The sequence below is a fragment of the Dubosiella newyorkensis genome, from assembly GCF_001945605.1.
In the GTDB taxonomy this organism is placed as follows: Bacteria; Bacillota_I; Bacilli_A; order Erysipelotrichales; family Erysipelotrichaceae; genus Dubosiella; species Dubosiella newyorkensis.
Genome location: NZ_MPKA01000139.1, coordinates 1 through 21,253, shown reverse-complemented (window position 1 = coordinate 21,253; position 21,253 = coordinate 1). Strand labels below are relative to the sequence as shown.

The following is a 21,253-nucleotide window of genomic DNA, read 5'->3' as shown; positions in this document are numbered from 1 at the left end:
GAATGCGTATGAAAACAAAATACACCACGAATGAAATCGTTTTGACCGCTTTAGGAATGGCTCTTGTCTTTGTCGCGACAATGTTTATCAAGATCCCCAATCCGCTGGATGGCTACTTTAATATGGGAGATGGCTTTTTGATGTTGTTTGCAGGACTACTGAGTCCTTTCGGCGCTTTTCTAGTTGGCGGTCTTGGTTCAGCGATGGCTGACTTGGCTGGCGGTTATGCGTATTATTTTATTTGGACCCTTTTGATCAAAGGAATCGAGGCGTACTTGATCTCGTATTTGTTCCATCGCTTTGGAGCGAAGTATCGACTCGCGTATTATGGGGCTGGTTCGATCGTGATGGTCGTTGGCTACTTTTTTGCGAAATGGTTTTTAAAAGGGAGCGCGATCATCGCTCTTTCGGGTGTTCCTGAAAACATCCTTCAAAGTCTTGTTGGAATCGTGATCGCTTTTGTCGCGTATCCGATCGTTCAAAAGGCGTTATATCGAACGAAGCTTCAATGATCCTTTCTTTTCCATCGCATTTTTTCCATTCTGCGTTATAATTTAACTAGGTAAAAAAATGGGGAGATGCTCATGAAAAAGCACTATAAACTGATTCCGGTTCTGATCGCGCTTTGTTGTGTTTGTGTTCTTTTTGTCTTGACGCGCGCTGTATCGTTCAAGAGACAAACCGGTTTTGTCGATCTCCCGTATGAAGAATGGCAAAATCAAGATCTTTCCAACCATTTCCTTGTGATTTCGCGAGATGATTGCGCTCATTGTGGTACATTTTTTGATGGTATGAATTCGATCATTCGCGATAACCGCGGCTTAGTGATCTATTATCTCGATGTGAATCAAATGACCGATGCCCAAAAGGAAGCGATCGAAACAAAATATGACGCGCAATACGTGCCGACCCTGCTCTACATTTCTAAGGAGGGGAAAGCCATAAAATTCAAAGAGTCAAATAATTATGGCGCGATGAAGGAAAATGATTATGCGCTTCTTAAAAAATTTATCAATAAGCACGATCAATAAAAGGTCAGTTTAAACTGACCTTTTGTTTTTTTATTCTTCTTTCTATTTTGCGATCTATACAACCTAAGATATAATAATAACAAATAAACATCTCGTTTATAGAAAGGAGAATTACGTGCGATGAAACAAACGCTTTCGACATCCCAGCGCTTTGCCGCCTCTTTCGCGCTGAGCTTAGGCATGCTTGTGATCTTGCCATTTTGTCTTGAAAACTTAGAGAATTTAGATCGGGCACGATACGCGCTCTATCTCCCTATCTTTTTGTTGATCGGCTGTACTGCCAATTATGAGCTCCGCAAACAAAAAGAGCGCGATTCTTTTAAGATCGTCGTCTTTTCGCTCATTGTCTTTGATGTCTGCAATTTGTTTTTCTTTCCTGTTCATTGGATGGTGTATTTTCTGCAGATTATTATAATAGCTCTCTACTTTGTGTATCATAAACAAAGTTCATGGAAATCAAAATGAAAACATACTACATCCAGGACACTTTAGAAAACGAGCTCGATTATACCAACTTTGTACAACGAGTCGGAAAAGATCACATCCAGCTATTTAAAAAAGGAGAAGAACCCGCCCTTCACGATCCTTACTCAGTCTGGATCTATGATGAGCGGGATTGGATGCCTGAACTGGGTCTGATGGCTGTTTTTCCTAAGCAATCGGTCCAATTTAAAACCTTCTCCTCGATTCCTAGGTATGATCTTGCGATGAAGATCTTGTCCGTGTTTTTGATCATTGCCTCTTTGGTTTGCACGATTTTATGGATCACATCTGGTTCTACAAAGCTGTTTGGAATGATGCTTTTGTGTTTTGGGAGTTTGATTTACTTGATCTTCAAGCCGATGTCGATCTATTTGATCCTCCTTTTTGTTGTGCTGTTTTTCAATATCCTTTATTTCTTTTGATCAAAAAAGAGTCCTTTTCAGGACTCTTTTTCAAATTATTCGATGTTTGTATCCAATTCCTGGACTTTTTCCCAGCTGAACTGTGGATCGCCAAAATGTCCATAACAGCTCGTTTTTTTGTAGATTGGCTTGCGGAGATCGAGATCGTTGATAATGTTATTGACATCGAAGTTGAAGTTCTTCTTGATGACTTCCAAAAGCTTCTCGTCTTCCATCACACCACTTCCGAATGTATCGATACAAATACTGATCGGCTCTTTTTTTCCGATCGCGTACGAGACTTCGACTTCGGCCCGTTTCGCGAGCTTGTTGGCCACGATATTTTTAGCCACTTTTCGGGCATAATAAGCCGCCGAACGATCGACTTTTGTAGGATCTTTTGAAGAGAAGCAGCCTCCGCCGATCCGTCCGCGTCCTCCATAGGTATCGCATACGATCTTGCGTCCTGTCGTTCCCGAATCGCCAAAGCTTCCACCCACGACAAAGCTGCCCGATGGATTGATAAAGTATTTCGTGTTCTCATCCAGCAAAGCCGGATCGATCACTGGCTTGATGACCTCTTCCATGATGATTTTCTTCAATTCCTCTTGAGAAAGCGAAACATCGTGCTGAGAAGAAACGACGATCGCATCGATCCGTTTTGGAATATCGTTTTCATATTCTACCGAAACTTGTGTCTTTCCATCTGGTTTGAGCATCGGATTTTTACGACGCACCTTCGCGAGCTGCATGGCCAATTGATGCGCGTAATAGATTGACATTGGCATATATTCTGGTGTTTCGTCGCACGCGTAACCAAACATGATCCCTTGATCTCCAGCACAGATCTCGTCTTTATTGACCGCATTATGGATTTCTGGGGATTGTTCGTTGACCACGACTTTGACTTGATAATCTTCCTCGTATCCGATTTTTTTGATCATATCTAGAGCGATCTTTTCATAATCAATGTTTGCTTTTGTGTTCGCTTCTCCATAAATCAAGACGAAATCATCTTTGATCGTCGCCTCAACAGCCATATTCGAATATGGATCTTGCCGAAGCGCTTCATCTAAGATCGCATCGGCGATTTGATCGCAGATCTTGTCCGGATGCCCTTCCGTTACACTTTCACTCGTAAAAATATAATTCTTCATAGTTCCTCCATTGATTTATAAAAGAAAAGCGTACCGAAGTACGCTTATTTTCTATACTTCTTATCGTTGTTAGCAGGACCACCTTGTATGTACAGGTTGGCGTGGTGTCAATGAGCTAACTCTCTCTCCCATCTCTTGATAATTCGATTTACTTGTATTAAAACATTTTATTTCTAGTTTGTCACCTTGAAAGAAAATGCCGGATCAATAGATAACGGGCGATTCCCCACACAAGGACGCCGATCCCGATCCAAAAGATCGCTCTATGTTTGGCAAACAATCCAAAAGCCCCGATCACGATGCCCAAGCCAGCCAATTGGAGCTGCTTGAACAACACTTTTTGTTCGTCATTCATTAACGAACGATCGTGCCATTGATCATTTCTTTCGATGGAGAAATGATCGCAAGATCTTCCTCGTTAGCCGCGCACAAGATCATTCCTTGCGATTCGACCCCTCTTAATTTGACAGGTTTCAAATTCGTCACGACTACAACTTGTTTTCCAACAAGCTCTTCAGGCTTGTAGAATTGAGAGATCCCGCTGACGATCTGCCGCACTTCCCCTCCAAGATCGACTTGTTCGACAAGAAGACGATCCGCTTTCGGATGCGGTTTACACTCTTTGATCGTGCCGATCTTCATTTCGACTTTCGCGAAATCTTCGATCGTAATTTCTGGCTTTTCCGCTTCTTCTTTTTTCGGTTCCGCCTTTGGCGCTTTTTTTGTTTCCTGATCTTTCTTCAAGTCTTTTTCAAGTCGCTTGAAGAATTCTTTTTCATCGATTCGAGCAAACAGCGGCGCCGGTTTTTTCACGACACGATTTCCCGTTTCTAAATGACCAAACGAATTAGTCGATTCTAAACTGCGCTCATTGGTTTGGAGCATATCCAAGATCTTTTGACTCGTTTCTGGCAAAAAGCTTTCTAAAAGGACCGCGCTGATTCGGATCGATTCCAACAAATTGTAGAGCACTGTCGCCAGACGTTCTTTTTTCGATTCATCTTTCGCCAAGACCCAAGGTTCTGTCTCGTCGATATATTTATTGCTTCGACGAAGAAGCTTGAAGATCTCGTCTAAGGCAGCGCCAACTTCAAGCTCGTCCATTTTTTCTTCGACCTTTTCTCGAGTCGCCAACGCTCTAGAAATCAAGCCTTCATCGACAGGATCATAGATCATTGGATTCGAGATTTCGCCATCAAAATATTTATTGACCATCGCGATCGTTCTCGACACGAGATTTCCTAAAATATTGGCTAGATCCGAATTGATGCGCTCAACAAGAAGTTCCCATGTGATAGTGCCATCTTGGGCGAAAGGCATTTCATGCAAGCAATAGTAACGTACCGCATCAACGCCAAAATAATTAACGAGCTCTTCAGCATACATTACATTCCCTTTGGACTTTGACATCTTGCCTTCCCCAAAAAGTAGCCACGGATGACCAAATACCTTTTTTGGAAGCGGCAGATCGAGCGCCATCAAGAAAATTGGCCAATAAATCGTATGGAAACGCAAAATATCTTTCCCGATAATATGCACGCCTGGCCAATATTTTTCAAAAAGCTCTGGCTGTTCTTTTTTCGTGGCATCATAGCCAAGCCCAGTAATATAGTTGCTGAGGGCGTCGAGCCAAACATACACGATATGGCCTGGATCAAAATCGACTGGTACTCCCCATGTAAACGATGTCCGCGACACGCAAAGATCTTGTAGACCTGGTCGCAGGAAGTTATTGAGCATCTCGTTTTTTCTCGACTCAGGTTGAATAAAATCAGGATGCTCTTCAATATAATCGATCAAGCGTTGCGCGTACTTTTTCATATTGAAGAAATACGCTTCTTCTTTGGCTTTCTGCACTGGACGCCCACAATCCGGGCATTTTCCATCCACCAATTGCGACTCCGTCCAAAAAGATTCGCATGGTGTGCAATACCAGCCTTCATATTCGCCTTTATAAATATCTCCTTGCTCATAGAAGCGCTTGAAAATCTTCTTCACCGCTTCTACATGGTCTGGATCGCTTGTTCGAATGAATTTATCATAGCTAGTATTCATGAGATCCCAATTCGACTTGATTTGGCCAGCGATCTCATCGACAAACTCTTGAGGCGTGACGCCTTTTTCTTTCGCCTTCTCCTCGATCTTGATACCATGCTCATCTGTTCCCGTTTGAAAACGGACATCAAATCCTTGGGCTCTTTTAAAGCGCGCGATCGCGTCTGTCAAGATGATTTCATACGTATTGCCAATATGAGGTCTTCCGGACGTATAAGCGATTGCGGTAGTTATATAATACGGTTCTTTCGTACTCATTCTAATATCCTTTCTAAACATTTACTTAGCGGCTTTTGTAAACACTTTAACAAGTGCGATTCCTTTTTCTGGACATTTCGTATCGCCCAATTTTCTTTCCGGACGAGAAGGTCCATGGAAGTCGCTGCCCGCTGTCACAAATAATTTATTCTTCATGACAAGTTTCAATAAAGCCGTCACCGTCGTTTCTTGGATCACTGGCGAGAAGCATTCGATGCCATCGATTCCAAGATGGATCAGATCTTCGATCGTATGATCGTCAAAGTAATCTAGATGCCAGCTTGCCAAGATGGCGATCCCGTTGGCATCGTGGATCGCTTCGATGATCTCTTTGGCCTCTGGATAGATTCCTTGCCCAAAGCAAGGTCCGCCTTTGCCAAACAAGTCTTGTTTAAAGCGAAGCATCGCTTCTTTTTCCGAAGAATATTTGTCCAAATATTTCTTTACGAGCGGAAGCGCTCTTGTCTTCTTGTTTCTGAACACCATTTCACAAATTTGTTCCGCGGTGATCGTCTGGAAGCGCGATTTTGACATCAAAGAATCTAGATCGATCGAAATATGGGTATATTGTTCGAACTTCTTGACGCGCTCGATCGACATTTCTTTTTCTCTTTTCAAGGACTCTTGTTCAAGAACATTGAAGATCTCTTGATTCCAATCAATATAATATCCAAGGATCCTCAATCTTTTTCCTTCGTATTGGCAATCGAACTCGACACCTGGAATATATTGAATGTCATAGAGGTGGGCGAAACGAGTCGCTGCCGCGTTCACTCGAGCACAGTTGTGATCCGTGATCGAGATCGTTTCCAGCTTCGCTTCTTTAGCTAGTTTGAAGATTTCCTCTACATCATAATAGCCATCATCGCTGTAGTTGGATCGAATATGCAGATCGATCGGAGAAAGAGGGAGATCCTCTTCTGTTTCGATCTCTTCTGGAATCACTTTTTCTTTTTTCTTCACGATCTGGATCGTCGTCTTATCATCCTCCTTGACAAGGATCAATTTGAAGATCAAATCAAAGATCGTTTGTTGGTTGGGCGTTATAAGCACGACCAATCCATTGAGCAGCCACCAGCCAACCATTCCGTATACTTTGAAAAAGAAGCCAAGCAAGATCGTCGGCACGCCAAAGCCTAAGGCTTGACGCAACATCAAATGCATCGGGGAAGCCTCTTTTTTGTTTCGGTCCACGAGGCGCAGCCCCATGATCGCATACCCGATCGTTTGACCGGAAAAGCGGGAGGTGACGATCCCTAGCGCTACGACACACGTCAAAAACAAAAGGGCGAACATCAAATAAAATAATAGATCGAAAAAATGCGGAGGAATCAATCCACATAAGATCAATAAAAATTCTATGACCCAAATATATACGGGAAGAAGACAAATATTCACATCAATTAAAAACGCAAATAAATGCGTTTGATAGTCATCCATCGTTCTTTTGAGAGGTTTTGCGTTTTTATAGCCACCTTGCCGATAGAGCTGCGCTCGTTTTAAAAGGAGCCCTATATACTGCTTAAACGTATTCATTGTTTCACAAACCTTTCTTATAGCTTCCATTATAACAAAAATGTTACTGAAAAAAAGACTAAACCCCCGATTCGGTTTAGTCTGTATGATTAGAAGATCTTCTTTTTTCGGCTTAATTCCTCGATCACCAACAAGGAAGCTACGCTAAGGGCTCCATATAAAGAAGCGTTTGTCGAACTCGCTGTTGAAACACGCGAAACACTTCTTTGCCCAGGGATCAGCTGCAGCTGCTGCGCTTCTTGCACAAGGGTCTGGTAGCTTTTTCCCCCATTGTTTTTCAACGTTGTATTGATCGTCCGTCTTTGTTCCGTACTCAGCGACGACCACGCGTTCATTCCCGAAAGAATACGTAAATAATTGTTCGAAGTCGCGCTTTTATACATATTTCCCGAATCGTCACTCACATACGTTTTAATAAAATCAGTTCCTTGTTCAGTCGATGGCTTTTCAACATCCAATGCTGGTGCAGGAACAGGATCTACCTTGGCGATCTCAACTGGCACACTAGGTGTCGGATCACTCAAAGAAGATGGGCTTAGCTTGGGCTGATTGAAGCTTGCAGGAACAAGACCCGGTCCGGCGGCTCCCCTCATGCGCAATGGAGAACCATTTTTATTCGTAGGAACGCTTTTCTCTTCATTTTCCGATTTCTCTTCAGAAATTGGAACTTCTCCAGCTTCATTATTTTCTTCAGCTGGCTGAGGATCCAAAGCTTCATGGATCTCTCCATTTGCGGTTTCTGTATTTTGAACAGGATCGGCTGATGGCTGGTTTTCTTGATCGCTAGGAACTTGTGGTTCGTTCGTTGGCTGATCTTTTCCATCTTGCGATGCTTCCGCATTCGAATCGACATCATTCGTGAGTGCTCCTTCAACAGGGGCGTCTGGTGTTGGCGTAAGAGAAGGCGAGCCGACAATTTGATTTGGCCCGTCTTGATTTGTTGTATCTTGATTCGCCGCATCTTGGTTTGTCGTACCTGGTTTTACTACACCTTGATTGTTGGCATCCTCTTGTTTGTTGGCTTCTTCTTGCTGGATCGCCTCTTGTTTTTTAGCTTCTTCCTGCTGCTGGATGAGGATCGCTTGTCCGATCATTTCATCATAGCTCGCAAAGCTCGCTTTTTTTGTTGGATCGTTAGTCAGTGTCGTATTGAAATACGTCTTTACTTGTTCTTGAAAAGCAGGAGTCTGTTTTTGTAGAAAATCATTCCCCTCCAAAAGGATCATATAGTTATTGATCGTCACTTCGTAAATCCGCTCTTTGATCTCAAGCGGTTTTTGAGTGATCGGATCAAGCAAAGTCTGCTTTGTGTTTGGGTCGACTTGCACGATCGTGTTTGAACAATACGTTTCGATAAATTTTTCTGGCGAGTCGATCATGATTGGTTCCACATTGCTGTTTTGAACAGGTCCACTTTGGCTCAAAGCCAAAACAACATCGTTGTATGGAATCAAAGGGGCAGAGAGAACGGCGCTCGTTAATGTGATCAACACTCGTTTCTTCATGCTAAGCATCACTTCCTTTCTGCGTACGCTTTATTGTAACAAGATTGAAGCAAGAAAGCTAGCTCCAATACATTTTCACAAATTCGCGGGCCTCTTGATCGCTTTTAGCCAATTGCTCATACGTTGGATGTTCAATATACGCGCTATTCAAGAGCGCTTGAACGATGCTTTCTTCAATTTGTAAAAAAGAGATCTTTCCACTCAAGAAAAGCTGGACCGCCTCTTCATCCGCTCCATTGAAGATCGCACCTAAGTTTCCTTTCTTTTCGATCACCTCGTAAGCGATCTTGATCATTGGATAGCGTTCCTCATCCATCGCTTTAAAATCCAGTGTCCGGCTCAAAAGCATATCTAAAGGATGCTTTTCATGAAGAGGCAGACGCTCAGGATAAGTCAGCGCATATTGGATCGGCAAACGCATATCGGCACTTCCAAGCTGCGCCATGATCGCATGATCATCATATTCCACCATGGAATGGACGATACTTTGTTTATGGAGAACAACTCCAATTTTTTCCTTTGGCACATTGAACAAATAATGCGCCTCGATCACCTCGAAAGCTTTATTGACCATGGTGGCGCTATCGATCGTGATCCTTTGTCCCATAGCCCAATTCGGATGCGCCAAGGCTTCTTGGACACTCACCTCTTTGAGCTCTTCTCTATTTTTATCGCGGAAACTTCCTCCACTTGCCGTAATGATCAAACGCTTCACTTCTTTGGTCGAGTTTCCTTGAAGACATTGAAAAATCGCACTGTGTTCCGAATCGATCGGATACAACCGGACTCCATTTCTCTCAAGAGCTTCATTTACGAGCTCTCCGCCTGCCACTAAACTTTCCTTATTGGCAAGTGCCACATCTTTTCCTTTCTCGATCGAAGCAAGTGTTGGCTTCAAGCCACGAAATCCAACGGTCGCATTGACAAGCAAGTCGTACTCCGTTTCTTTTATACAGTTTTCCATCGCTCCTTCGCCATAAAACAGCTGGACATCTCCAAAATCGATTTCTGGCTTTTTGGCGAGTCCGACACATTGAATCGAAGGATGCGAATCTACGATTTCTTTGAGCTTTTGTTCTTGGTGCCCAGCGCTGACCCCAACGAGCTCAAAGCGTTCAGGGTGCTGGTCGATCACGTCGATCGTTTGGGTACCGATCGATCCAGTTGCACCTAATAAGAGAATTCTTTTTGGTTTCATATTTCTATTGTACTCCGAAAACAAGAAAAAAGACGGTCGATCACCGTCTTTTAATCCTAATTTTCAAAAGGGATCGGAGTGAGTCCCCAAATTTGATCCGCATATTCTTGGATCGTTCGATCGGAAGAGAAATAACCCGATTTCGCGATATTGATAAGCATCATTCGAGCCCATCTCGAACGATCTTCGTACATTCTCTGTACGAGCGATTGCGCATAAATATATGCTTCAAAGTCCGCAAGCACGAAGAATTCATCGTTTCTGAGCATCAAATCGTTATAGATCAGCTGGAACGCGTTTGGATCGTTCGCCCAAGTATTATTTTTTAAGCTTTCGATCACTTCGCGAATATTCGCATCCTGGTTGTAAAGATTCCATGCATTATAAGAGTTCTCTTTTTTCAATTCATTGATATCTTCGACATGAAGTCCAAAGATCTGCGCATTTTCGTATCCGACTTGTTCGACGATCTCGACATTGGCACCGTCGAGTGTTCCTAATGTCAAAGCGCCATTCATCATATATTTCATATTTCCAGTTCCGCTCGCCTCTTTACCGGCCGTCGAAATCTGTTCGCTCACATCTGCCGCGTTCATCAGCACCTCAGCGACCGAAACAGAATAGTTTGGAATAAATACGACTTTGATGTATCGAGAGATTTCTGGATCGTTGTTCACCTTTTCAGCGACCATGTTGATCAGTTTGATGATCTCTTTAGCTAAGGCGTAGCTAGGAGCCGCTTTGGCGGAGAAGAAGAACGTCCGTGGATAGATACGGAAATTTGGATCTTTCTTCATCCTCAAATACAAATGCATGATATGGAAGACGTTGAGCAATTGTCTCTTATAGGCATGCAGACGTTTCGCTTGACAATCGAAGATCGAATCGACGTCGACATCGATATTCAGCGTGTCTTTTACATATTTGGCAAGGATGGCCTTTCGTTCCCGTTTCACTTCCATAAAACGATTCTGTAAGATCGGATCATCTACATAATCCATTAATTTACTCAACTCAGAAGGATGCTTGATGAATCCATCGCCGATCGTATCGATCAAAAGATCCGTAAGCTGCGGATTCGAATACAAGAGCCAGCGACGATGTGTGATCCCGTTGGTCTTATTGTTGAAGCGGTCTGGATAGAGAGCCGCAAACGAAGACATGACATCATTGACTAAGATTTCTGAATGGATCTTAGCCACCCCATTGACACTGTGGCTTCCTACGATCGCAAGATGGGCCATATGGACTTGGTTGTCTTTTAAGATTGAGACAGAATTGAATAAATACCCCATATTGCGGTGATCCACTTCATAATGGAAGCGGCGCTCGATTTCCTCGATGATCATATAGACACGCGGCAATAAGTCGCGCATCATATCTTGTGGCCATTTTTCAAGCGCTTCCGCCATAACTGTATGATTTGTGTAGGCGACTGTATGTGTAACGATATTCCATGCCGGATCCCAGTCATAATTGTAGTCATCCATCAATACGCGCATCAATTCAGGGATCACGAGAACAGGATGCGTATCATTGAGCTGGATCGCTACTTTTTCCGCAAGATTATCCAAGCTTGGATACACGCGCAAATGCGATTCGATGATCTGATTGATTCCCGCGCAGACAAAGAAGTATTCTTGCTTCAAACGAAGGCGTTTTCCATCCAACGTAGAATCATCCGGGTATACGTTGGCTGTCAGTGCGCTGACATCGCTTAAATATTGACCGAGTTGACCAGGTTTTACCGAGTTTTCATCGACCTGGGCATCCCACAAACGTAACGTGTTCGTAGTTTTCGTATGATATCCGATGATCGGCTCATCATAAGGAACGGCCCGAACGACAAAGTCTGGCTCGTACTTCATATGGAATTTACCGTTGTAATCCATATAGGCGTCGACTTTTCCGCCAAATTTGACTTTGACTTCATGCTGTGGTTTCCAAACTTCCCAAACATTTCCATATTTGAGCCAGCAGTCTGGCAATTCGACTTGTTGGAAATTTTCGATCTTCTGCTTGAATAAACCGTACCGATAACGAATACAGTTCCCGTTTCCGGCAAGATTCAAGGAAGCGAGCGAATCCATAAAGCAAGCGGCTAAACGACCCAATCCACCATTTCCTAGACCAGCGTCGCTTTCCACTTCTTCGATTTCATTGATGTTCATGCCCAGCTCATCAAGGCCATCTTTGACGACATCATAAATTCCTAAGTTCATTAGATTGTTGGTTAGAAGGCGGCCCATTAAAAATTCCATTGAAAAATAATACAACTGCTTAGTTTGTGATTTTTTAATGGCATTCTTTGTTTCCTTCCAATTTATTCCTGCATAATCGCGGATCAAATGACCTAGAACAAGATACCGTTCTACGCTTTTTGTATCTTCAAAATCACGGCCATAGGTTTCCGCGACCGCTACTTTGAAGGTGTTTACAAAATTTTCTTTCGAACTGAAAGTTGACATAATATTCCTCCCTGTTTACCTATTATACCAATTGAATTCCACAAATCAAAGAAATTATGGGCATTAAACTTGCAGAATTTGTATTTTCGTATACAAACAAACACTAAGGATATTAAATTTTATAAAACTCCTTCATCGATTCGCTCCACAGGATATCCCCAACGATACCCGACTCCTTTCACTGTCTGGATATATTGTTTTCCTCGTGGCCCTTCTCCGAGCTGTTTTCTAAGATCGCTGATTGCTTGTGTCAGTGTGTTTTCTTCAATTTCGTGATCATAAATCGTATGAAGCGAATCACGAGTCACAGTAAAAGCACTGCAAGCAACGAGTCGATGCAAGATCTGAAACGTGGTCGGCGTCAAATGAAGTTCTTTTTTTCCTTTGAACACTTGCTTCGATTGAGGGCGAATGATCAAATCAGCCGTTTCGATCCAATAGATCATTCCATGCGTATCGCTGCCGGGGATACAGATCCATGTCGGTTTCGTATTGATCGTCCAATGCTCTCTTTGCCATAAATTGAGGGAAATGAAGATTTCTTTGGCTAGATCCGATCTATAAGGAACAATTAAATATTTTGGGATATTTAATCCATGATCTTTTTCCATAATTATGGCCCTCCTATTTAACTTATATAGTATAAAAGAAGTCATATAATTACAATTGATATGTTCGTAAAACTTATTCGTGTTATTTTATTAAGGTTTATTGTGGTAATATCGCATAAAATCCCTGTATTCTTGTGGGTTGGTTTTTTGCATCCCATGTGAGCATAAATAGATGATCTCCCGTTTCGCTTTGCGCTTTTACGAACGTGATTTCTTTGTTTTCGTAAACCTGGATCAAATGCAGCTCTTCAGAAATGTCAATCCAGCTTGCTCGAGCTAGAGCTTTCCCGTCTACGCTAAGCCACAAAAAAACAGGCGCGAAAAGATCTTCATCAAAGCGATGTTCCTTCAATCCTTTGACAAACTGATCGATTGGCTTTTTTTCTTTTTTCTTAGATTTGAATAAAATGGATGTCTTAGAATTTTTTCTTTTGGCAAAATCCTGCAACCCTTGGTATTGCGCCATTTCTTTTTGATAGCTCTCTAAAACAAAAGAGGGTGTATCCTCCTTGAATAGGATCTTTCCCTCTTGTTCTGTATAGTATTGTTTATATTTTCGCCACTCATACATTGAATAATCTTGCGCCATTTTCATTCCCCTTCTTGCAGATCGATGCTAGGAAACTTGAACACTTGTTCCCCTTCTTTCGTGACCAAATACTTTCCGCGAGCAATATATTCCACATATTCCGGATTGGAAAGATTCTCTTTTGTAGCTTCTAGTTCTTTCTTTTTTGAATCCAATTCAGCGGATTCTTTTAAGTTTTCCTGGATACTTTCTTTTAAAGCGATTGTAGTCGAAATATCCTTAGCTCCAAAATAAAAGAAACATCCAGAAACGAACAACAACAGTACAGAACCTAACTTACGGATCGGTTCTGCGAGCTTTCGGCGCTTTTTTACTTGTTTCATCGTCTCTATCCCCTCGCTTTATATCTCTACTATATCACGAATTTATATGCATCGCCAAAATCGCGATGTCACTTGGATTGATCCCGGAAATCCGCGATGCTTGCCCTAAGGTCATCGGTCGGATCGAATCGAGCTTTTGACGTGCTTCTAAAGACAAATTTTCCATTTGAAGATAATCAAGATCTTGCGGAAGCTTTTTATCTTCCATCGAACGCAGATGCGCGACATCTCGTTTTGCTTTGGCGATATATCCTTCATATTTACATTCGATTTCAATATCTTGCGCAGCTTTCGGATCATAACGTTTGCTAATGAGCTCAGCCATATTTTCAAGAGTGATCTTAGGACGTTTCAGCAATTCTAAAGCCGAACATCCATGCTTGAGTTCATCATAGCCGAATGTGGCTAAATACGCGTTCGTCTTGGCATCTGGTTTGATGCGGATCTGTTCGAGTTCTTCACGAGCTTGCTTGATCGCTTCCATTTTCTTTCGATAGGCGTCGTATCTTTCTTGACTGACAAGACCGATCTTGTACCCTTTTTCAAGAAGACGCTGATCAGCGTTGTCATGGCGCAACAGCAAACGAAACTCAGCGCGCGAAGTTAAAAGGCGATATGGCTCTTTCGTTCCCTTGGTGCTAAGATCATCGATCATCACACCCATATACGCTTCATCTCTTTTTAAGATCAGCGGTTCTTTTCCATCGATCTTCAAAGCCGCATTCGCTCCAGCCAATAGACCTTGTCCTGCCGCTTCTTCATAGCCGCTTGTTCCATTGACTTGCCCAGCCGTAAATAAATTTTCAATGACCTTGTTTTCTAAAGAAGGTTTCATCTGCAGCGGATCGATCGCGTCGTATTCGATCGCGTACGCGTATTTTTCAATTTCACAATGCTCCAATCCTGGCAAGGAATGGACCATTTTTTCTTGAACGTCGATCGGCATCGAAGTTGAAAAGCCTTGAATATAGATCGTATCGAGCGATTTGGATTCAGGCTCTAAAAATAACTGATGCCTTGGCTTATCGGAAAAACGAACCAGCTTATCTTCTATGCTTGGACAATAACGCGGGCCTACCCCTTTGACAAGTCCTGAATACATAGCGGAATCATGAAGATGTTCATGAATGATCGCGTGCGTTTCTGGTGTTGTATAAATAAGATGGCACATTTCTTGTTCTTGAAAAGAGAGCACCTCATCTGGTTTTGTCGTCTCAGAAAAACTATAAAACGCTGGACTGCCTGGTTGTTTTTCCGCATGAAGAAAATCAACAGTGGCCATCTTGATTCGTGGAGGTGTGCCTGTTTTTAATCGAAACAAGCGCACGCCTTCTTTTTCCAAGGAAGCCGATAAAGTATTGATCGTTGGCTGGTTTTCTGGTCCGCTCTCGATCGATGTATGGCCACGAAGAACATTGGATGTCATGTAGGTGCCCGCTGTCAATACGACCGTTTTCGAGAATAGTCTTTCTCCGTTGGCCAAGATCACCCCTTTGGCAACACCCTCTTCGATCCATACTTTGGCAACAGCAGCCTCGATCACATCCAAGCCTTCTTGATCAAGAAGGTAGTTTTTCATGAACCGCTTATATTCTTCTTTATCGCTTTGAACTCGCAAAGACCAGACACCAGGACCCTTTGTGGTATTGAGCATTTTGAATTGGAGGGCGGTCCTATCCGCGGCGATAGGCATCAAGCCTCCAAGCGCGTCGATTTCACGGACAACGATTCCTTTGGCTGGTCCGCCAACGCTAGGATTGCAAGGCATCGAGCCGATCATATCGATATTTAAAGTGATCAGCGCCGCTTTTTTTCCCATACGATGAGCCGCCAATACAGCTTCGATTCCCGCATGTCCTCCTCCGATCACGATCACATCATACATTAGCGTACCTCCGTTCTGCTTGGCTTTCTTTTCAGCTTAAAATGAAAGATCGTCTGCGGAATCTGAAAAAACAAGCTCATTCCAATATAGAAAAGCACGACAAACAATCCGTTGATGCCAAGCTTAAAAAATCCGAAGACTCGTGAGCCGCCTACGCCATCTAAACCGATCTTTGTCAACAGGAAGGCAACTAGCCACATACATAGACAAATCATAAATTCGAGCACAAACTTATGGATCAGCCCTTTAAAATGGATCCCATACGTTTCTGCCATCTCTTTCAGGTTGGAATAAACAAGATAGATCGCAGCAATCATTGAAGAAAGAATAGCACCTGGGAATCCGATCAGCCAAATCATAGGCACCATCAAGATTCCTTTGATGAGCGTATAAATGAATAACCGTTTCAAAACGCTTTTTCGCAAACGCAGCGCCATCATGATATTGGTGATCACGGGCATAAGCGTGCCGGTAAAGCCTTCAAGTGCAAGCCAACGCAACACGCTGCTACTCAATTCAAGATTTTTAGAAGAAAATAAAATATACGTGATCGGTTTTGCATAAATAAATATGCAAAACGAAAGCATAAATCCGATATAAAGAATAATATTTAAACAGTCGATCACGTTAGAACGAACAAGTCGTATATTCTTTTCTTCCAAAGCGGTCGTGATATGAGGAATGATCGCAGCCGTAAATCCAGGGGCTAAAATCATCGGGATCGCGATGATCTTACCGCCAGAAAAGTTGAAAGCCGAAATAATCGTGTCATATTCTTCTGGTAAATATTGGCCAGATTTTAGACCCAATGGCAATAAGATCGAATTGTAGATTTGATCGCTATAGCCAAGAACGGCAACCACAAAGTATGGAATAGCTAATAAAATAAATTCTCGAAATAATTTTTTGGTCGGGATCGCATGAGTCTTTTGAATGGCCGCCTCTTTTTGAAGGCGTTTGTTGCTTTTGCGATCGAAACGGATGATCTGGATCAAACCGGCAATGGCGGCGATCACAGTGCTCGATACAGAAGCATAGAGCGCCCATTTTCGCTCCATCCCTAAAGCATAAACACATAGACACGAAGCGCTTAAGAGAAAACCGACCCGAAATATTTGTTCGAATGTTTGAGAAAACGCATATTCTTCGATTTCTTTTTCGCCTTGGACAAAGCCTCGATAAGCCGACAAAACAGGGACAAAAAAGATCGCCACGCCTAATATGCATAAGACGATCTGCATGATCTGAATGATGGCTGGATCGGATGAGGCGGCAACAAGATGTGCGATCGGCCCAGATAATGCGCACATGACAAGCATTCCGACAAATCCAGTCAAGGAAAGAAATAAAATCGAGATCCTTTTAATGATCAAGATCGTTTTCGCATCCTCTTTAGCTGAGTATTTAGCCACCAGAGTCGCGATAGCGAAAGGAAATCCTGCGCTAAATATATTTAAAAAATAGGAATAGATATTATAGGCTGTTCCATAAAAGTTCGTATACGTTGCTGAATCTAAGATCGAACTCAAAGGGATCACATAAAACAGACTGATCAGCTTCGCAAAGAAATAGCCTCCTGTTCCAATCAAGCCACTGTATATAATTGACTTTTTTACTTTTCCTTTTGGCATAGTAGTCTCCTTCAGCTCATCATTATAGCACATGAAAATTGTGGTTTTGACACAACTTGTTTAAAATAAAAAAGCAAATAAAGGAGGATTTATGAAACATATCGTATTGATCAAATTAAAGGAGCGCACTTCTCAAAATCAGAAGCGTGTCATGGACATTTTAAGAAAGATGGATCAGGAAACGATCCCTTATGTTTCGTCATTTTTTGTTGGCGCCGATTTTTTAGATTCCCCTCGCAGCTATGATGTTTTATTAGAAGTCGAATTGAACAAAGAGGATCTAGACCGGTATGCCAACGATCCATTTCATCAAAAGATCAAACAAGAATTCGCACCCTATATGGATCATTCGGTGACGATCGATGTCGAATGAGATTTTTATCGCTTCTAGAGAACAAGCTCGTCAAATCGATTATGAAGCGATTCATTCAATCAAGATCCCTTCTTTGGTCTTGATGGAGCATGCCGCAATCGAACTTTTACATTCGATTCCAGACACTTCGTATCAAAAAATCGTGATCGTTTGCGGACCAGGAAACAACGGAGCCGATGGAATGGCGCTCGCTCGGCTCCTTGCACTCAAAGAACAGCCCGTTTCTTGCATCCACCCTTCTATGGATCGTTTTTCAAACGAAGAAAAAATTCAATTTGAAGCGATTCAAAAGCTCGATATTCCATGTTTTTTAAACACGGATCCTGCTGCCTTTGTCGAACTCGAGCAAGCAGACATGATCGTAGATGCTCTATTTGGAAGCGGCCTTTCTAGACCCATTGAAGGGATCTTTGCGACGTGGATCGAAGCAATCAATTCTTTAGATACTTTTGTGTTGGCAATCGATATTCCTAGCGGCTTAAATGCGGATACTGGAGAGATCTTGGGAGTTTGTGCTCACGCCGATCTCACCATAGCGATCGACTCGATCAAATGGGGAGAATTGTTGAGAGAAGGAAAAAATGTATGTGGCACTCTTAAGAGCGTCGACATTGGTATCCCTTCTTTTTTGCATCGGGATTGTGCGAGTCTATTGAATTTAGAGTACGTCCGCTCGATCTTTCCTAGGCGCGATCCGTTCAGTTATAAAAATAAGAATGGAAAAGTATTGATGATTGGTGGGAGCGATGAAATGCCTGGCGCCATTTCTATGGCTGCCGATGCTTGCTTTCATAGCGGAGTTGGTTTATTGAGTGTTTTTGTACCAAAATCGATCCAGATGCTTCTGGAAACAAAGATGAGTTATGTCATGAGTCTTGGCGTTCCGGAGGAGAATGGCCGATTTAGCCAAGATGCGCTTTCTATCTTAAAGGAGCAGCTTGATCGGTATGATGCTTTCAGCATTGGAAATGGAATGCATAAATATGCGGTTACAGAACAAATGGTCAAACTCCTTCTTGCTTCCAATAAGCCCGTTTTAGTGGATGCGGATGGATTAGTGTATATAAAGAAAGAGATCGATCTAAGTCAAAGGAAGGCGGACACGATCTTGACGCCTCACCTGAAAGAGATGGCCGATCTTCTAGATATAGATGTAAAAGAAATCGAAAGAGATCGTATAAAGATCGTAAAGCGTTTTTGTAAAGAGAATCCTTCCGTGGTTCTTGTTTTAAAATCTTCGATCACATTGATTGGTTTCCAAGATCGATTATTCGTGCTCGATCACCCGACTTCTGCGCTGGCCAAGGGGGGATCTGGCGATACGCTTGCAGGGATGATCCTTGGTTTGTATGCTTGGTGTCATGATGCCTATCTAGCGGCTCTTTGCGGCGTGTACGCTCATTCATTGGCTGCTTCTTTATCGTCTGTGGATCCAATCAGCTTCACCCCCAATGATCTTGTTGAAAATCTTTCTCAAGCCTTTTTAACGCTTCAATCTAAAAAAACGCCTTGATGGCGTTTTTTTAGTGTAAGTATTCAAATCGCATAAAATAGATCGAAGGATCAAACGGTTTTGTATTGAATCCATAACAAGTGCAGTCGTCTTTTTCTCCATCCCAATCGTTATCTAGAAACTGAAGGAGTGCGTCGACTTCGTCTTGTTCGATCGAAAATGTGGCATTCATTTCGATGCAGTCCTTCAAGCTTGCTTGCTCGCGATAGGGTGAAAAGGAAACCGATTGAATCCGTGATCGAAGGATCTCTTGAATATGTTGAACGGTTTGTTCATTTCCTTTTACGACGATATATAAGAGAGCTTTCATTCTTCTGTATGTTCAAGTACGTAATGGCAGAGCTTTTTTAAGTTCTTATCATTGTAAAGATTGATGACCTTTCCCAGTGATAAGTTCAGAGATGCGATCTTGACATCGCCGTCTTCGACCGCGATATTGAGCGTTCCGTTTGTGTTTTCATAAAAAACATCATAGAAATAGCGAATGCGGTTTCCTTCTGTTTCTTTAGAACGGAGCGCGAACTCAAATGCTTCTTTATTTTTGAGGATCGTGCGTACGGCGCCTGATCCAGAAGCGGAAATTGTTTTTGCCATAAGTTTATCCTTTCTGTGCTTCATAGGTCACTTGAATACCTAGATTGTTGAGAATCGTCATATCGACATTCGAGATCCTGGATGTGATATGAGCTTGGTTTCCTTGGAGTTTAGGAAGCTGCTCGAGCGCTTTTTTCGCGAGTGGGTTTGATTGCGCGCTAAGCGAGAGCGCGATCAACATCTCGTTGGAGTGAAGACGCGGATTGAGGCTTCCTAGATAATTCGTTTTTAGATTTTGAATGGGCTTGAACGCGTCTTTTTTGATTAGATCTTCTTTTTCATCGATATTCGCTAAATATTTGATCGCGTTCATAATGATCGCGGCACATGGTCCCATGAATTGACTTGTTTTTCCGGTGACGAGGGTTCCGTCCTTCAATTCGATGGCGCCAGAAAAAGAATGCGTTCTTGCTTCTTTTTCGCGGGCCGCTTTGACACAAGGACGATCTTCTTCAACGATTTGCGCTTTCTGGAGCAAAAGCTGCTGTTTTTGTAGTTCACTTTCTGTGCACAATTCATTGTATAGGCGTGTAAGTGTTCCAAAATAGCGGCGCAAGATTTCTTGTTTTGAAGCTTCGCGGCAGACAAGATCATCCGAAATGCAGAAGCCTGCCATATTGACACCCATATCGGTCGGCGAAAGATATGGGCTTTCGCCATAGATCTCTTCAAACATATGTTTTAAGACCGGAAAGATCTCAATGTCTCGATTGTAGTTGACGGTGATTTCATTATAAGCCGTCAAATGGAATGGATCGATCATGTTGACATCGTTCAAATCTGCAGTAGCCGCTTCATAGGCTAGATTAACTGGGTGATCGAGTGGTAAATTCCAAATTGGAAAGGTTTCGTATTTTGCATAGCCGGCTTTGATTCCATGAAGGTTTTCATGATAGAGCTGCGAAAGGCATGTCGCCATTTTTCCGCTTCCCGGGCCAGGCGCTGTTACAACGACAAGTTCTCTAGAAGTTTGGATATAATCGTTATGTCCAAATCCTTCTTTAGAAATGATCTTTTTCGTATTCGTTGGATATCCCTCGATCGAATAATGATGATAAACGGGAATATTTTTCCGTTTTAAACGAGACTCTAATCGTTTGGCTTCTTTTTGACGACCGTATTGGGTGATGACGACAGAGCCTACGTAAAGTCCTACATTCGTAAATTCATCGATCAAGCGAAAGACTTCTTCATCGTATCCGATCCTAAGATCTGAGCGGATCTTATTTTCTTGAAGGTGGTTTGCGTTAACGACGATTACGATCTCTGCATGATCTTTGAGCTGCAGGAGCATTTGAAGCTTGCTGTCGGGAGCAAATCCAGGCAATACACGACTTGCATGGTAGTCGTCGAACAGCTTGCCTCCAAACTCTAAATACAATTTATCTCCAAATTGAGCGATTCTGTTTTTTATATTTTCAGATTGTAAAGCTAAATATTTATCGTTATCAAATCCTGTTTTCACACTGTTTCCCCTTTGCCTTATGAATTGTAACATACAAAATGGAATCCTACAAAAAAAGCCAGCAAGTCTGTCTTGCTAGCTTCTCTAGAACCGGCAGCGTCCTATTCTTGCAGGCGCTAAGCCAACTACCTTCGGCGATGGAGTGCTTGACTTCTGTGTTCGGGACGGGAACAGGTA

21 protein-coding genes and 1 rRNA gene are annotated in these 21,253 nt (G+C 42.6%); 6 read left to right on the top strand and 16 right to left on the bottom strand.

The features are described from left to right. Positions 1–8 precede the first annotated feature (8 nt). The 4 genes from BO225_RS11560 (at position 9) to BO225_RS11545 (ending at position 1,936) form a co-directional block, all read left to right on the top strand. Positions 9–512: an ECF transporter S component gene (locus BO225_RS11560; RefSeq protein ID WP_143356844.1), complete on the top strand. Its 504-nt coding sequence runs from the start codon at positions 9–11 to the stop codon at positions 510–512. Positions 513–584: 72 nt separating this feature from the next. Then, positions 585–1,031 carry a DUF6568 family protein gene (locus BO225_RS11555; RefSeq protein ID WP_076342351.1) on the top strand — a complete coding sequence of 149 codons (447 nt, stop codon included), beginning with the start codon at positions 585–587 and terminating at the stop codon, positions 1,029–1,031. 120 nt (positions 1,032–1,151) lie between these two features. Continuing rightward, positions 1,152–1,496, top strand: a complete 345-nt coding sequence (locus BO225_RS11550; protein ID WP_076342350.1) for a hypothetical protein — start codon at positions 1,152–1,154, stop codon at positions 1,494–1,496. Beyond that, on the top strand, positions 1,493–1,936 hold the full coding sequence (locus BO225_RS11545) for a hypothetical protein (protein WP_076342349.1): 444 nt from the start codon (positions 1,493–1,495) through the stop codon (positions 1,934–1,936). The genes BO225_RS11550 and BO225_RS11545 overlap by 4 nt, the downstream gene beginning before the upstream one ends. A gap of 35 nt (positions 1,937–1,971) precedes the next feature. Here the strand turns inward: BO225_RS11545 and metK are convergent, their stop codons facing one another. The 12 genes from metK to BO225_RS11490 form a co-directional block, all read right to left on the bottom strand. Beyond that, the gene (gene metK / locus BO225_RS11540) at positions 1,972–3,072 is read right to left on the bottom strand and encodes a methionine adenosyltransferase (RefSeq protein WP_076342348.1); all 1,101 of its coding nucleotides are present in this window, start codon (positions 3,070–3,072) and stop codon (positions 1,972–1,974) included. A gap of 181 nt (positions 3,073–3,253) precedes the next feature. Next, positions 3,254–3,427, bottom strand: coding sequence for a hypothetical protein (locus BO225_RS12565; RefSeq protein WP_198936148.1), 174 nt, complete (start codon positions 3,425–3,427; stop codon positions 3,254–3,256). Next, entirely contained in the window at positions 3,427–5,385 is a 1,959-nt protein-coding gene (gene metG / locus BO225_RS11535; protein WP_083632207.1) for a methionine--tRNA ligase, read from the bottom strand. Before metG ends, BO225_RS12565 begins: the two co-directional genes overlap by 1 nt. Positions 5,386–5,406: 21 nt before the next feature. Then, positions 5,407–6,921 carry a PHP domain-containing protein gene (locus BO225_RS11530; RefSeq protein ID WP_076342346.1) on the bottom strand — a complete coding sequence of 505 codons (1,515 nt, stop codon included), beginning with the start codon at positions 6,919–6,921 and terminating at the stop codon, positions 5,407–5,409. 89 nt (positions 6,922–7,010) lie between these two features. Beyond that, entirely contained in the window at positions 7,011–8,426 is a 1,416-nt protein-coding gene (locus tag BO225_RS11525) for a hypothetical protein (protein ID WP_076342345.1), read from the bottom strand. A 58-nt stretch (positions 8,427–8,484) separates the two neighbouring features. Continuing rightward, complete coding sequence (gene dxr / locus BO225_RS11520) at positions 8,485–9,624, bottom strand: 1-deoxy-D-xylulose-5-phosphate reductoisomerase (RefSeq protein ID WP_076342344.1); 1,140 nt, start codon at positions 9,622–9,624, stop codon at positions 8,485–8,487. Positions 9,625–9,680: 56 nt separating this feature from the next. Further along, positions 9,681–12,092 carry a glycogen/starch/alpha-glucan phosphorylase gene (locus BO225_RS11515; RefSeq protein WP_198936147.1) on the bottom strand — a complete coding sequence of 804 codons (2,412 nt, stop codon included), beginning with the start codon at positions 12,090–12,092 and terminating at the stop codon, positions 9,681–9,683. A 119-nt stretch (positions 12,093–12,211) separates the two neighbouring features. Continuing rightward, positions 12,212–12,703 (bottom strand): winged helix-turn-helix domain-containing protein, encoded by a 492-nt coding sequence (locus BO225_RS11510; RefSeq protein WP_076342342.1) that lies wholly within the window; start codon positions 12,701–12,703, stop codon positions 12,212–12,214. Positions 12,704–12,800: 97 nt separating this feature from the next. Further along, positions 12,801–13,292: a hypothetical protein gene (locus tag BO225_RS11505; protein ID WP_076342341.1), complete on the bottom strand. Its 492-nt coding sequence runs from the start codon at positions 13,290–13,292 to the stop codon at positions 12,801–12,803. A gap of 2 nt (positions 13,293–13,294) precedes the next feature. Then, the gene (locus BO225_RS11500) at positions 13,295–13,615 is read right to left on the bottom strand and encodes an FtsB family cell division protein (protein WP_076342340.1); all 321 of its coding nucleotides are present in this window, start codon (positions 13,613–13,615) and stop codon (positions 13,295–13,297) included. Between the two features lie 34 nt (positions 13,616–13,649). Then, positions 13,650–15,500 (bottom strand): tRNA uridine-5-carboxymethylaminomethyl(34) synthesis enzyme MnmG, encoded by a 1,851-nt coding sequence (mnmG, locus tag BO225_RS11495; protein ID WP_076342339.1) that lies wholly within the window; start codon positions 15,498–15,500, stop codon positions 13,650–13,652. Then, positions 15,500–17,131 carry an oligosaccharide flippase family protein gene (locus BO225_RS11490; protein ID WP_076342338.1) on the bottom strand — a complete coding sequence of 544 codons (1,632 nt, stop codon included), beginning with the start codon at positions 17,129–17,131 and terminating at the stop codon, positions 15,500–15,502. The genes mnmG and BO225_RS11490 overlap by 1 nt, the downstream gene beginning before the upstream one ends. A gap of 91 nt (positions 17,132–17,222) precedes the next feature. Here BO225_RS11490 and BO225_RS11485 point away from each other — a divergent pair, with 91 nt between their 5' ends. Both BO225_RS11485 and BO225_RS11480 read left to right on the top strand, forming a co-directional pair. Further along, positions 17,223–17,504 (top strand): Dabb family protein, encoded by a 282-nt coding sequence (locus BO225_RS11485; RefSeq protein ID WP_076342337.1) that lies wholly within the window; start codon positions 17,223–17,225, stop codon positions 17,502–17,504. Further along, a complete protein-coding gene (locus BO225_RS11480; protein WP_083632205.1) occupies positions 17,494–19,017 on the top strand; it encodes an NAD(P)H-hydrate dehydratase in 1,524 nt (507 codons plus the stop codon). Before BO225_RS11485 ends, BO225_RS11480 begins: the two co-directional genes overlap by 11 nt. Before the next feature lie 10 nt (positions 19,018–19,027). Here BO225_RS11480 and BO225_RS11475 read toward each other — a convergent pair whose 3' ends face one another. The 4 genes from BO225_RS11475 to rrf form a co-directional block, all read right to left on the bottom strand. Beyond that, entirely contained in the window at positions 19,028–19,327 is a 300-nt protein-coding gene (locus BO225_RS11475; RefSeq protein ID WP_076342336.1) for a hypothetical protein, read from the bottom strand. After that, on the bottom strand, positions 19,324–19,611 hold the full coding sequence (locus BO225_RS11470) for a hypothetical protein (protein ID WP_076342335.1): 288 nt from the start codon (positions 19,609–19,611) through the stop codon (positions 19,324–19,326). The genes BO225_RS11475 and BO225_RS11470 overlap by 4 nt, the downstream gene beginning before the upstream one ends. A 4-nt stretch (positions 19,612–19,615) precedes the next feature. Next, positions 19,616–21,076: a DUF1846 domain-containing protein gene (locus BO225_RS11465; protein WP_083632204.1), complete on the bottom strand. Its 1,461-nt coding sequence runs from the start codon at positions 21,074–21,076 to the stop codon at positions 19,616–19,618. An 88-nt stretch (positions 21,077–21,164) separates the two neighbouring features. Beyond that, positions 21,165–21,253, bottom strand: a 5S ribosomal RNA gene (gene rrf / locus BO225_RS11460); the annotation flags it as partial.